Raw genomic sequence first — 12435 nt, 5'->3', positions numbered from 1 at the left:
GCGCGGAGTGCAGTGGAGACCTTGCGACCTTCCGGCCGCGGTGCCTCATCGCACCGATGTTGTGATCACGTTCCGCATGTGTGTTCACATCTCCTTGCGCCATTCAGACTTGCGGTCTGTTTCCGACAAGGTCACAGCTTGATTGCGTATTGTGAACACAGCCTGAATCAAAAGTGAACAGAAGGTGAACTGACCCGTTGGGCAACGCCGGGACCTGCATTAATACAAGCGCTGACCTGGTCATTCAATTCAAAACGCAAAGTGTTTCGGATCACAGAAAAATATCGCCCCGAGATCGCGATATACCGATATTTGTCTGATTTCTCGGCGTTCATCGGCGTTTCACATTCCGAAGGTAACAGCGCAGCAAATTCACACTGATCATCACAAATCACATTCGTCACAATCGTCACACGATATGGAGGCGTCACAACGGCGCATGCCCGGAATCGGGACCCGACCACCGCATTCAGCCGGGTCACCGAGGCGCTGACGGCCCAACGGACCCACCGTTCCGGCCACCGGAATGCCGTGCCGACGAGCCCCGCCCGCACCGCGAAGGACACACCCGACCGCTGTAACCCGTGGCGGTATCTCCAATGCCCCCTTCCGACAACACCATTCACAGAGGCGAGATGTCCTTGCTGACAGACGTTTTCACCGCGTCTCGGCGCAATCTGATCGCGGTGCCGGTGCTGCTGGCCGGCGCCGCGGTCGCGATCGCGCTCGGGATGGCCGGCACCCACTACTGGCCCGGCACCCAGCCCCTGCCCACCTGGGGCTTCTCCGCGCCACAGGTCTTCAAGGCGTACCTGAGCAGCGTGGTGCTCCTGCTGATCGGCGGCCAATTGCTCACCGCCGTCTGGATCTACCGCTTCCACGCGCCGCGATCGGTGCACATCTACCACCGGCTGTCCGGCGTGCTGGCCTTCCTGCTCAGCCTGCCGGTTGCCTTCTACTGCCTCTACAGTTTCGGCTTCCAGTTCGGCCGGGGCGTGACGGGCCGGGTCATGGCGCACTCCGTCGCAGGCGTGCTGTTCTACGGCGCCTTCGCCTCGAAAATGCTGACACTGCGGCTGAAGCGGACGCCGGGCTGGCTGCTGCCGATCCTCGGCGGCCTGGTCTTCACCAGCTTCGTGCTGGCATGGACGCTGACGTCGCTCTGGTGGTTCCGCACCGTCGGATTCGCGAGATGAGGTAACAGCGCAGTTATCTCGCAATCCCGGCGCTGTGATCTCGAGGGCGGAAGCGTATTCGCTTGTCCCAGGCCATGAATCGCGGCCGCGAAAAGCAGTCCGCCCGCCGGAACCAGCTGCAGTTCCGGCGGGCGGCAAATTATCGGCTGCGACCTAGGACAGGGCGCCGGTGCTGAGAAAACCAAGCAGGTCGTGGCGGGTGATGACGCCAACCGGCTTGCCGTCTTCGACGACCATGAGAGCGTCGGTGGACTCCAGCAGCTTGGTGGCCGCCGCGACCGGCTCGCCCGCGCCGATGAGCGGGAAGGCCGGGCTCATGTGCTTGGCGACCGGGTCGGTGAGCTTGGCGCGGCCCTCGAAGACGGCCGACAGCAGATCGCGCTCGGTGACCGAACCCGCGACCTCGCCCGCCATCACCGGTGGCTCCGCACCGACCACCGGCATCTGCGAGACGCCGTACTCGCGCAGGATCTCGATGGCGTCGCGCAGCGTCTCCTGCGGGTGGGTGTGCACCAGGTCCGGCAGCTCACCGGACTTGCCGCGCAGCACATCTCCCACGTGCACCTCGGTGTCCGAACCGTCGAGGCGGGTGCGCAGGAAGCCGTAGGAGCTCATCCACTGGTCGTTGAAGATCTTGGACAGGTAGCCGCGACCGCCGTCCGGCAGCAGCACGACCACCACGGCGTCCGGATCGCGCTCGGCGACCTTGAGCGCGGCCACCACGGCCATACCGCAGGAGCCGCCGACCAGCAGGCCCTCCTCGCGGGCCAGACGACGGGTCATCTCGAAGGAGTCGGCGTCGGAGACCGCGATGATCTCGTCCGGGATGGCCGGGTCGTAGGCGGTGGGCCAGAAGTCCTCGCCGACGCCCTCGACCAGGTAGGGGCGGCCGGTGCCGCCGGAGTAGACCGAGCCCTCCGGGTCCGCGCCGACGATCTTGACCTTGCCGCCGGAGATCTCCTTCAGGTACCGGCCGGTGCCGGTGATGGTGCCGCCGGTGCCGACGCCCGCCACGAAGTGGGTGATCTTGCCCTCGGTGTCGCGCCAGATCTCCGGACCGGTGGTCTCGTAGTGCGATTCCGGGCCACCCGGGTTGGAGTACTGGTCCGGCTTCCAGGCGCCCGGGATCTCCCGCACCAGGCGGTCGGAGACGTTGTAGTAGCTGTCCGGATCCTCCGGCGCGACCGCGGTCGGGCAGACCACGACCTCGGCGCCGTAGGCGCGCAGCACGTTCCGTTTGTCCTCGCTGACCTTGTCGGGGCAGACGAACACGCACTTGTAGCCGCGCTGCTGCGCGACCAGGGCGAGGCCCACACCGGTATTACCGGAGGTCGGTTCGACGATCGTGCCGCCGGGCTTCAGCAGCCCGGCCTTCTCGGCGGCGTCGATCATCTTGACGGCGATGCGGTCCTTCGAGCTGCCGCCCGGGTTCAGGTATTCCACCTTCGCCGCCACCAGTCCCGAGTTCGGACCCACCACGGAGTTCAAACGAACGAGCGGGGTGTTTCCGATCAGATCGACGACATGGTTAGCGATGCGCATACCCCTTATCGTTGCAGAAAGGAGATACGCGCCCACGCGCACGTCGGAGATATCACGGCGCGGCGAACTACGATCGGCCCCATGAGGATGCCGACGAGCGTGCCCGCCGCCTCCCTGCTCGCCGCCTCCGGCCTCGCGACCATGATCGTCGCGGCCGCGCCCGCGGAGGCCGCAACCGTCGAATTCCCGCAGGTCCCGAGCGTTTATCACGATGCGTTGATCTGTGGCGGCAATATCCGGTCCTGGGCCGACACCGGCCCGCAGTGGCCCAGCCGGGCGATCATCAACATCCAGGCGCTGCCGGTCGCCGGGTTCGATCCGGGCGAGTACAGCTTCGCCCCGCAGTGCATCACCGTGGCAACCGTCGCATGGCGGAACATGGACACCGGCGCCGCCGGCGAATATCGAGTTCCCGTGCTGGCCGGCTTCTACGGCAGCGAGCACTACGCCCTGTTCCAGAACACCGGGCCGGGGCACATCATCGTCACCGTCTACACCGACATGCCGAACATCCCGGCGCACAGCGCCTTCGACGTCCTCGGGTGACTCGCCTTCATCGCTGTTCCTGCCCACCTTCGAACCTGTCCGTGCCGCGGTGCCGGCCGGCAGCGCGGCACGAGAGCTGCGAGAGTGAGCGATATCCCACAGTTCAGTGGTTGGGATACGGGCATACCGGATGTTTGAGCCGGAACACCCCCGTCGTAAATTCGAAGAGGATCACCCCGGCAAAAAAGGAGTCCTCATGGCTGAGGCCGTCATCGTTTCGTACGCCCGCTCGCCCATCGGCCGCGCTGGCAAGGGTTCTCTGGTGAGCATGCGACCGGACGACCTCGCCGCACAGATGGTGCGCGCCGCCCTCGACAAGGTGCCCTCGCTCGCCGTCTCCGACATCGACGACCTGCACCTGGGCTGCGGCCAGCCCGCCGGTGAGGCCGGTTTCAACATGGCGCGTGCCGTGGCCGTGCAGCTGGGCTACGACGCCCTGCCGGGCGTCACCGTCAACCGCTACTGCTCGTCCTCGCTGCAGACCACCCGTATGGCCTTCCACGCCATCAAGGCCGGCGAGGGCGACGTGTTCATCTCCGCCGGCGTCGAGACCGTCTCCCGCTTCCCGAAGGGCACCGCCGACGGCTGGCCGGACTCGCACAACGCGCTGTTCGCCGAGGCCGAGGCCCGCACCAAGGCGACCGCCGAGTCCAACGCCACCTGGACCGACCCGCGCAACGACGACATCCTCCCGGACGTCTACATCGCCATGGGCCAGACCGCGGAGAACGTCGCCACCTACACCGGCATCTCCCGCGAGGACCAGGACCACTGGGGCGTGCGCTCGCAGAACCGCGCCGAGGAGGCCATCAAGTCCGGCTTCTTCGAGCGGGAGATCACCCCGGTGACCCTGCCCGACGGCACCATCGTCACCACCGACGACGGCCCGCGCGCCGGCACCACCTACGAGAAGATCTCGCAGCTGAAGCCGGTCTTCCGCGCCGACGGCACCATCACCGCCGGCAACGCCTGCCCGCTGAACGACGGCGCGGCCGCCCTGGTCGTCATGTCCGACACCAAGGCTCGCGAGCTGGGCCTGACCCCGCTGGCCCGCATCGTGGCCACCGGTGTCTCGGGCCTGTCCCCGGAGGTCATGGGCCTCGGCCCGATCCAGGCGGTCCGCAACACCCTGAAGACCGCGGGCATGACCATCGACGACCTCGACCTGTACGAGATCAACGAGGCCTTCGCCGTGCAGGTTCTCGGCTCCGCCCGCGAGCTGAACATGGACCTGGACAAGCTGAACGTCTCCGGTGGCGCCATCGCCCTCGGCCACCCGTTCGGTATGACCGGTGCCCGCATCACCGCGACCCTCATCAACAACCTGCAGACCCACGACAAGCAGTTCGGTCTGGAGACCATGTGTGTCGGTGGCGGCCAGGGTATGGCGATGATCATCGAGCGCCTGAGCTGAGGCAGGAGATACCCGCAGCCGAGCTACGGAATTAGTTGGGCCGCCCGACCTTGTGGTCGGGCGGCCCAAGTCGTTCGAGGGACGGTGGGGCTATGCTCCCGCACCCCTCGGGAGTCGGCTTTACCAGGCGGGTAATCGACTTCGTTCCCGGCGGGCGGAAATATCAAGGGCAGCAAAGCAATCCGAACGAGGAGCCTGAAATGCCCGCCTACGCCATCGCCAACCTGTGGGACGTCGACATCAATGCCGAGATCGTGGAATACCTGGAGCGCATCGACGGCACACTGGCGCCCTACGGCGGGAAGTTCATCGTGCACGGCGGCACGCAGCGGGTGATCGAGGGCCCGGCCAGTGCGAGCGTCATCGTCATCGAGTTCCCCGACTATCAGGCCGTGACCGACTGGTACGAGTCGGCCGCCTACCAGGAGATCCTGCCGCTGCGCCTGCGCAACTGCTCCAGTGTCGGGGTCCTGGCCGCCGACTGCGGCGAGAATCACGTCGCCACCGACGTCCTGAAGGAGGTGGTGACCAACGACTGAACGCTCTCAGGCTGGCTACACAGCAGCGGGCGGGCACCGGATTCCGATGCCCGCCGCTCATGTATTCAGCTGTGCGTCAGCCCTTCCCGGACTACCTGTCCTGGAAGTAGCTGAGCAGGCGCAGAATTTCGAGGTACAGCCAGATCAGGGTGACGGTCAGACCGAACGCCACGCCCCAGGCCGCCTTCTCCGGAGCCTGGGCCCGGATGAGCTGGTCGGCGGCGTCGAAGTCGAGCAGGAAGCTGAAGGCCGCGACACCGATGACCACCAGGCTGAACACGATCGAGAGGGTGCCGCCCGAGCGCAGGCCGAAGCCGTCGGCGGTGAAGAAGCTGGCGACCAGGTTGCCGAGCATGAGCACCAGGATGCCGATCATGGCGCCGACGATCATGCGGGTGAAGCGCGGGGTGACGCGGATCGCGCCGGTCTTGTAGACCACGAGCATGCCGAAGAAGACGCCGAAGGTGCCCAGCACCGCCTGCGCGATCAGGCCGGATCCACCGACGCCACCGAACTGCACATTGGTGAACAGGAACGAGAACGAGCCCAGCAGTAGGCCTTCCAGCGCCGCGTAGCTGAGCACCAGGGCCGGGTTGTCCTGCTTGCGGCCGAAGGTCATGATCATGGCGAGCGCGAAGCCGCCGAGGCCGCCGACCGCGAGGAACAGCCCGGCCAGGCCGTGGTTGGCCGAGGTGAGCGCGTAGGACAGGATCGCCGTCAAGGTGACCACGCCGAGGGTGATGCCGGTCTTCTGCACGACATCGTCGATGGTCATCGGGCGGGTGGTCGGCACGGCCGGCTGGTAGGGCTGCTGGTAGCCCGGGTACTGCGGCTGCTGGCCGTACGGGTTGTTAGGGAACTGTCCGGCTCCAGGCGCCGAGCCGAAGCCGGCGTAGCCGCCCTGCTGCGGCTGCAAGTTCCGGAAGACCGGGTTGGATGTGGAGCGCATTTCGGTGCGTCCCTTTCTGGAGTCGCGGCTCACGTCGGTCGTGGCCATTGAAGCTACTCGTCCAACGCGCCGTGGGGGTCCGGAGTTCCCGAACCCCCACAGATCGGACGGAGCGGACTTTACCTCAGCTTTACTGAATGCGCCGACCGACGAGCCGTGGTCCGGCCGCTCCGGAAGCCGGTCTCAGCCCAGCTGGCTCATCACGCGAGTCGCGATGAGCTCCAGGTGATCCAGATCGGACAGATCCAGAATCTGCAGGTAAACCCGGCTGGTACCGGCGATCTCGGCATAGCGGCCGATCTTCTCGACCACCTCGTCCGGGCTGCCGGCCAGGCCGTTGGCCTTCAGCTCGTCCACCTCGCGCCCGATGGCGGCCGCGCGCCGAGCCACCTCGGCATCGCTCGCGCCGACACAGGCGACCAGCGCGTTGGAGAAGGTGATGTCGTGCGGATCGCGGCCGGCGTTCTTGGCGGCCTTGCGGACTCGCTCGAACTGCTCGGCACTGTCCTGCGCCGACTGGAACGGCGCGTTGAACTCGGTCGCGTACTGCGCGGCCAGGCGCGGGGTGCGCGCGGCGCCCATGCCGCCGATGATGACCGGGATACGCGGCTGCGCGGGCTTGGGCAGCGCCGGGGAATCGGTGAGCGTGTAGTGCTCACCGGCGAAGGAGAAGGTCTCGCCGACCGGCGTCGACCACAGACCGGTGACGATGGCCAACTGTTCCTCGAAGCGCGGGAACCGCTGGGCCGGGAACGGAATGCCGTAGGCGGCGTGCTCGGCCTCGAACCAGCCCGCGCCGAAACCGAATTCGACGCGGCCACCGGACATGGCGTCGACCTGGGCCACCTCGATGGCGAGCACGCCCGGGTGGCGGAAGGTGGCCGAGGTGACCAGGGTGCCCAGCCGGATGCGGCGGGTCTCGCGGGCCAGGCCCGCGAGGGTGATCCAGGCGTCGGTGGGGCCCGGGAGGCCGTCGGCGTCGCCCATCTTCAGGTAGTGATCGGACCGGAAGAAGGCGTCGTAGCCGAGGTCCTCGGCGGTCTTGGCAACGGTGCGCAGGGTGTCGTAGGACGCGCCCTGCTGGGGTTCGGTGAAGATTCGAAGATCGATTCGTCCCATGCGCCCTATTGTTCGACGTCCTGCAAGCTGTGCATCCGGCGGGTCACAGTGGGCGGGCGTATTCGGCGGGTCACAACGGACGCACCGAGCGGGTCACGGTGAACTTGCGATTGCGGCCCATCACATCGGTTCTGCCGACCATGCGCTCCATCACGCCTCGATAGTTGAGGTGGGTGTTGTAGACCGTCCACAGCTCGCCGCCGGGGCGCAGCACCCGGCCGGTCTGCTGGAACATCTTGATGGCCGAGCCGGTGTGCACGGCCGCGCCGACATGGAAGGGCGGGTTGCACAGCACCAGGTCGGCGCTGTTGTCGGGGGCGCTGGACATGGCGTCGTCCTGCAGCACGGTGACGCGGTCGGCGACGCCGTTGGCGGCTGCGGTGGCGCGAGTGGAGGCCACCGCGGCCGCGGACTGGTCGGTCGCCGTCACCCGGATACCGGGGCGGGACTTGGCGAGTGCGACGGCGAGAATGCCGGTGCCGCAACCCAGATCGATGGCATCGCGGGCATCGGGCTTCATCCGCTTCAGGTGGTCGAGCAGGAAGCGGGTGCCGATGTCCAGGCGCGGGCCGGAGAAGGCCGCACCGTGGGCCACCACCTCCAGGCCCTGGTCGTCGAGCCGGTTGCGGATCGGAAAGCGGGGCTCGCCAACGATTTTGGGCTCGGCGGCGAGCAGGATGCGAGATTTCTGGCGGCCGCGGGTGGCGCGCACCGAGCCGAAGGATTCGGCGAGTACCTCGTTCATGGCGGGGGTCAGGTACTTGTCGCGGCCGCCGGCGAAGACCTCGACATCGGGTGCGGCCCAGCGCGCGATGGCCTCGGCGGTTTCGGCCAGGCCGGACAGGGCTCGCGGCAGCCGCCACAGCACCACGCGGACATCGGCGAGCAATCCCGCGCCCAATTCGCGGGTCGAAAAGCGATCGGCTAGACCGACAATTCGGGCATTGTTGGCAAGCGCCAATTCACCGGTGAGCAAATCCTGATGCACCCGGACCTCGTGCAGGTCGTGCGCGGCGATCGCCCCCAGGGTCAATGCCCCGTAGCCGTCGTCGATCACGGCCACCCGCCCGTCCCCGGCGATGGCCAGCGAATCCGCGGCGACATCCAGCATGAGGCGGTCGGCGGCATCGACCGCATACAGGTTCACCGCTTCGACATCCGGATACCGCCGTAACCGGCCCAATACGTCCTCGACCTCAACCACACCTACAGTGTGCTAGATCATTGCCGAAGTATTCCATTCGGCACGGTCGCTGGCCTTTTTGCGGAATTGACCGAGCCCGGCGCTATTCTGCGATTCCGCAAATCACATGTCGATCGTGTTCACGCCGAATGGATTTCCGAGTTGCCCGCGCTTCGCCGGGGCATGACGGCGGCCGCACCGATGAGGACCACCGCCATGGCGGCCACGCCGAGGAATACCAGGTGCACGGCCGGCGCGAGGTCCGACGCGGCCGGATGGCCGGCCTTCCCGAGCCGGGCATTGACCAGCGCTCCGAACACGGCCACACCGACCGCGCTGCCCAGCGAGCGGGCGAACATATTGGCGGCGGTGACCACGCCTCGCTCCGACCATTCGGCGCTCGCCTGGGCGGCGATGAGGGTCGGGCTGGCCACCAGGCCCATCCCCATGCCGACGATGAAGCAGCCGATCGCCAACTGCCACAGGCTCGACCGCGCGTCCACCACCAGCAGCGACGCCGCACCCGCCACGGCGAACAGACTGCCGATCACCGCCGTCGCCCGGAAACCTATGCGCAGGTATACCTTTCCGGCCTGCGACGCCGACACCGGCCAGCCCAGTGTGAGAGCGCCGACGGTGAGACCCGCGATCAGTGCCCCGCTGCCCAGCACACCCTGCGCGAAGGTCGGCACGTACGAGGTGAGACCCAGCAGGATGGCGCCGACCAGCAGCGAGGCCAGGCTGCTGGCCACGACGATGCGGCGGGTGAAAACCCACAGTGGCAGAATCGGATTCGCGGCCCGCCGCTCCACCAGCCCGAACACCGCCAGCATCACCCCGCCGCCGACGAAGAGCGCCAGGCTCGCGGGTGAGCCCCAGGCCCACGTCTGGCCGCCCTCGAGCAGGGCCAGGATCAGCGCCCCGGCCCCGACGGTGAGCAGTCCGGCGCCGAGGTAGTCGATCCGATGGCTCTGCCGCGGAGCGCTTTCGGTGAAGTTCCGCAGGATCATCCAGGCCGCCAGCGCCGCCAGCGGCAGATTGATCAGGAAGATCCACCGCCAGCTGATGTACTCGGAGAACACGCCGCCGAGCAGCGGCCCCAGCACCGACGAGGTCGCCCACACACTGGCCAGGTACGCCTGCACCTTGGCCCGCTCCGGGACCGTGTAGATGTCGCCCGCGATGGTCATCGAGATGGGGCTGACCGCGCCCGCCCCGATGCCCTGCACCGCCCGGAACGCGATCAGCGCGGGCATGCTCGTCGCCAGCCCGCACAGCAGCGACCCCACCGCGAAGGCCCCGATCCCGAACAGCATCACCGGTTTCCGCCCCACCATGTCGGCGAGTTTCCCGTAGATCGGCACCGTCACCGCCTGTGCCAGCAGGTAGATGCTGAAAAGCCAAGGGAACTGGGCGAACCCACCGAGCTGATCGGTGATCGTCAGCACCGCGGTGGCAATGATGGTCGAGTCCAATGCCACCAGCGACGTCGACAACATGATCGCCGCGAGAATCGGCCCCCGCTCCGACCGCAACCCGATCGACGACTTCACATCCGTAGCCGTCACCGGCGGCCCCTTCCCTCAACACAACTCACCACAGAGTCGAACACCCCACCCGGACCGCTATTCCCGGCCCGGTCGAGCCGGATCGTGCCGGACGCGAAATACGAGGGCTCGCAACGGCCGGCAGGCGGTCGTGCCGACGGCGCGCCGGTGTGCCCAGGAACGCGGGGCGCAAGGATGACTCGACGTACTCGGTAGTACCGAGTGGGAGGGCTTTTCATGAAGAGGATCGTTGGCATCATCGCGGCGGTCGCCACGGTGGCCCTGGCGACGGCGTGCCAGGACGGCGGCTCGACACCGGCGACCGGCGGGTCGTCGATGCCGAGCTCCGCCACCGTGACCGCACCGGGAACTGTTGTGTCCCCCGGCCCTCAGCGGTCGCCGGGCGCCACGCAGCCCGCCGGTGACGGCGCACCCACCACCGCCGGAAACGGCAAATGCGTCGATCTGGCAGCCGACGGCGGCTGGAAGCCGGTGAACTTCGGCAGCGCCCTGCACTGCACCGAGATCGGTGTGCCGGCCGATGTCGCGGGCCAGATCTGCCGCTGATCGAGCTGTCACCGGGCTCGATCTGTCACCGGGCGGGCGCCGGTAAGCCACGCCCACCGGCTGCCCGCCGCAGAGTGTCAGAGGGAGGCGGCCAGATCGCGCAGGACCGGGAGGCTGACCGAGCCGGAGCCGAGCACCTTGTCGTGGAAGGCCTTGATGTCGAAGGCGGATCCGAGACGATCGGTGACCAGGGCGCGCTGGCGGCGGATCTCGAGCTGGCCGACCTTGTAGGCGACCGCTTGGCCGGGCATGGCGATGTAGCGGTCGATCTCCACCCGGATTTCCTCGAGCCCGACGGGGGCGTTGGCGGACATGAAGTCGACAGCCTGCTGACGGGTCCAGCCCTTGGCGTGCAGACCAGTGTCCACGACCAGGCGGCAGGAGCGCCAGGAATCGGCGGCGAGCATGCCGATACGGGTGAGATCGTCGGGGTACAGGCCCATTTCGTCGGCGAGGCGCTCGGTGTAGAGCGCCCAGCCTTCGACGAAGGCCGTATTGGAGAAGGACATGCGCTGGAAGCGCGGGAGATGGTCCAGCTCGTTGGCGATGGTGAGCTGGAGGTGGTGGCCGGGGATGGCCTCGTGGTAGGCGACCGCGGCGGTCTCATAGCGGTTGCGGCTCTTGGGTTCCCGCAGGTTCACGTAGTATGCGCCAGGGCGGGAGCCGTCGGCCGCGGGCGGGAAGTAGTAGGCGGCGGGTGCGTCCGCGGCCAGGAAGTCGGGGACAGGCTGGATGTCGCAGGACTGGCGTGGGAGCCGGCCGAACCAGTTGCCCATCTCCGCCTGGGCGGCGGCCAGATACGCCCGGGCGTCGGCCATGATCTCCGCACCCTCGCCGTAGCGCAGCGCCGAATCCTCGCGCAGGCGGGCGAAAATGGCGGTCTGGCCGGCGAGGCCGAACAGGCGGCCGCCCACCTCCTCGTATTCGGTGCGCAGGCGGGCCAATTCGTCCAGGCCGAGCTGGTGGATCTCGTCCGCGCCCAGGTCGGGCAGCGTGGTGTGGTGGCGCAGCAGGCGGCGGTAGATGTCCGCACCGTCGTCGCCGAGCCAGCAGAGGCCGGGCTTGTCATCGGGGCGCGATGCGGGTTCGAGCTCGGTGGCGAGCACCGCCCGGTAGGCGGCGAAGGCCGGCCGGATGACCTCCCGCGCGACCTCGGCCAGCTCTGCGCGCCAAGCGGTTTCGCCATCCCAGCCCGCCGGGCCGGCCAGGGTGACGAACGGGTCGTCGGCGAGATCGGAGGCCAGATAGCCGTCCAGCTGATTGAGCGAGCGCACGATGGTGATGTGTGCCGGCGTGCGCCCGGCCGCGAGTCCCGCCCGGAAGCGCTCCACGGCCTGGTTCATCAGGGTGCCGAACTGCCGGTAGCGCTGCACCAGCCGCCGCGCGTTCTCCGGTTCGGGCGCGTTCACCTGGGGAGCCATGGTCAGCATCCCGGCGTGCACGCCCGTCATCTGATCCGAGGCCATCTCGACGGGCCGCCACTCCAGATGCGAGACCGCCGAAGCCAATTCGGTGCGCAGCAGGCTCCGCGTGGTCCGGTCCTCGTCACCCAGCCGCGCGGGGTCCAGCGCATCCACCTCGGCCAGCAACCCCCTCCAGGTACCCAGCAGCCGTTCCTCCGCCGCGACCGACAGATCCTCGATGCGATCGTCGAATCTCCTGTCCCCCAACAGGGTCGCCTCGCTCGGCGCAGACTCCAGCATGGCGTCCCAGTACCGGTCGGCGAGTCCGATGAGTTCCTCGTGCACTGTGTTCAATTTGCCCTCCGCTTCGCTCCGAGCGGGTTCGCGGCCCTGGAGGTCTCGTTCTTCCCTCCCCGCGCTCCCCGCTTCG

Annotated in this window: 12 protein-coding genes; 5 read left to right on the top strand and 7 right to left on the bottom strand. The window is 67.8% G+C overall.

Annotation, left to right across the window (positions count from 1 at the left end):
- Positions 1-167 precede the first annotated feature (167 nt).
- Entirely contained in the window at positions 168-566 is a 399-nt protein-coding gene (locus tag ACIRRA_RS33640) for a hypothetical protein (RefSeq protein WP_402776643.1), read from the bottom strand.
- 69 nt (positions 567-635) lie between these two features.
- On the opposite strand from ACIRRA_RS33640, the gene ACIRRA_RS33635 reads away from it, so the two are divergent.
- Entirely contained in the window at positions 636-1196 is a 561-nt protein-coding gene (locus ACIRRA_RS33635; RefSeq protein WP_402776641.1) for a DUF6529 family protein, read from the top strand.
- Positions 1197-1349: 153 nt separating this feature from the next.
- Here ACIRRA_RS33635 and ACIRRA_RS33630 read toward each other — a convergent pair whose 3' ends face one another.
- Entirely contained in the window at positions 1350-2738 is a 1389-nt protein-coding gene (locus tag ACIRRA_RS33630) for a cystathionine beta-synthase (protein ID WP_356995699.1), read from the bottom strand.
- A gap of 81 nt (positions 2739-2819) precedes the next feature.
- Between ACIRRA_RS33630 and ACIRRA_RS33625 the strand changes: the two genes are divergently transcribed.
- The 3 genes from ACIRRA_RS33625 to ACIRRA_RS33615 all read left to right on the top strand — a co-directional run bounded on the left by ACIRRA_RS33625 (position 2820) and on the right by ACIRRA_RS33615 (position 5237).
- Positions 2820-3284: a hypothetical protein gene (locus tag ACIRRA_RS33625; RefSeq protein ID WP_402776638.1), complete on the top strand. Its 465-nt coding sequence runs from the start codon at positions 2820-2822 to the stop codon at positions 3282-3284.
- A gap of 196 nt (positions 3285-3480) precedes the next feature.
- On the top strand, positions 3481-4698 hold the full coding sequence (locus ACIRRA_RS33620) for an acetyl-CoA C-acetyltransferase (RefSeq protein WP_402776636.1): 1218 nt from the start codon (positions 3481-3483) through the stop codon (positions 4696-4698).
- A 200-nt stretch (positions 4699-4898) separates the two neighbouring features.
- Positions 4899-5237, top strand: a complete 339-nt coding sequence (locus ACIRRA_RS33615; RefSeq protein WP_402776634.1) for a DUF1330 domain-containing protein — start codon at positions 4899-4901, stop codon at positions 5235-5237.
- Between the two features lie 91 nt (positions 5238-5328).
- On the opposite strand, the gene ACIRRA_RS33610 is transcribed toward ACIRRA_RS33615, so the two are convergent.
- The 4 genes from ACIRRA_RS33610 to ACIRRA_RS33595 all read right to left on the bottom strand — a co-directional run bounded on the left by ACIRRA_RS33610 (position 5329) and on the right by ACIRRA_RS33595 (position 10056).
- Positions 5329-6186, bottom strand: coding sequence for a Bax inhibitor-1/YccA family protein (locus ACIRRA_RS33610; RefSeq protein WP_402776632.1), 858 nt, complete (start codon positions 6184-6186; stop codon positions 5329-5331).
- Positions 6187-6369: 183 nt separating this feature from the next.
- The gene (locus ACIRRA_RS33605; protein ID WP_402776777.1) at positions 6370-7296 is read right to left on the bottom strand and encodes an LLM class F420-dependent oxidoreductase; all 927 of its coding nucleotides are present in this window, start codon (positions 7294-7296) and stop codon (positions 6370-6372) included.
- Between the two features lie 79 nt (positions 7297-7375).
- Positions 7376-8509, bottom strand: a complete 1134-nt coding sequence (locus ACIRRA_RS33600; RefSeq protein WP_402776630.1) for a class I SAM-dependent methyltransferase — start codon at positions 8507-8509, stop codon at positions 7376-7378.
- A gap of 119 nt (positions 8510-8628) precedes the next feature.
- Positions 8629-10056: an MDR family MFS transporter gene (locus tag ACIRRA_RS33595; RefSeq protein WP_402776628.1), complete on the bottom strand. Its 1428-nt coding sequence runs from the start codon at positions 10054-10056 to the stop codon at positions 8629-8631.
- Positions 10057-10272: 216 nt separating this feature from the next.
- On the opposite strand from ACIRRA_RS33595, the gene ACIRRA_RS33590 reads away from it, so the two are divergent.
- On the top strand, positions 10273-10602 hold the full coding sequence (locus ACIRRA_RS33590) for a hypothetical protein (RefSeq protein WP_402776626.1): 330 nt from the start codon (positions 10273-10275) through the stop codon (positions 10600-10602).
- A 77-nt stretch (positions 10603-10679) separates the two neighbouring features.
- Here the strand turns inward: ACIRRA_RS33590 and ACIRRA_RS33585 are convergent, their stop codons facing one another.
- The gene (locus tag ACIRRA_RS33585) at positions 10680-12350 is read right to left on the bottom strand and encodes a DUF885 domain-containing protein (RefSeq protein ID WP_402776775.1); all 1671 of its coding nucleotides are present in this window, start codon (positions 12348-12350) and stop codon (positions 10680-10682) included.
- Positions 12351-12435 lie beyond the last annotated feature (85 nt).

The organism is Nocardia sp. NPDC101769, assembly GCF_044766925.1.
GTDB lineage: Bacteria > Actinomycetota > Actinomycetes > Mycobacteriales > Mycobacteriaceae > Nocardia.
This window is presented reverse-complemented; position numbering and strand designations above follow the sequence as displayed.

Excerpts from the sequence above, each read along its gene's own strand:
- ACIRRA_RS33635 (WP_402776641.1), top strand. The coding sequence starts at position 636 with ATGTCCTTGCTGACAGACGTTTTCACCGCGTCTCGGCGCAATCTGATC.
- ACIRRA_RS33630 (WP_356995699.1), bottom strand. The coding sequence starts at position 2,738 with ATGCGCATCGCTAACCATGTCGTCGATCTGATCGGAAACACCCCGCTC.
- ACIRRA_RS33625 (WP_402776638.1), top strand. The coding sequence starts at position 2,820 with ATGAGGATGCCGACGAGCGTGCCCGCCGCCTCCCTGCTCGCCGCCTCC.
- ACIRRA_RS33620 (WP_402776636.1), top strand. The coding sequence starts at position 3,481 with ATGGCTGAGGCCGTCATCGTTTCGTACGCCCGCTCGCCCATCGGCCGC.
- ACIRRA_RS33615 (WP_402776634.1), top strand. The coding sequence starts at position 4,899 with ATGCCCGCCTACGCCATCGCCAACCTGTGGGACGTCGACATCAATGCC.
- ACIRRA_RS33610 (WP_402776632.1), bottom strand. The coding sequence starts at position 6,186 with ATGCGCTCCACATCCAACCCGGTCTTCCGGAACTTGCAGCCGCAGCAG.
- ACIRRA_RS33590 (WP_402776626.1), top strand. The coding sequence starts at position 10,273 with ATGAAGAGGATCGTTGGCATCATCGCGGCGGTCGCCACGGTGGCCCTG.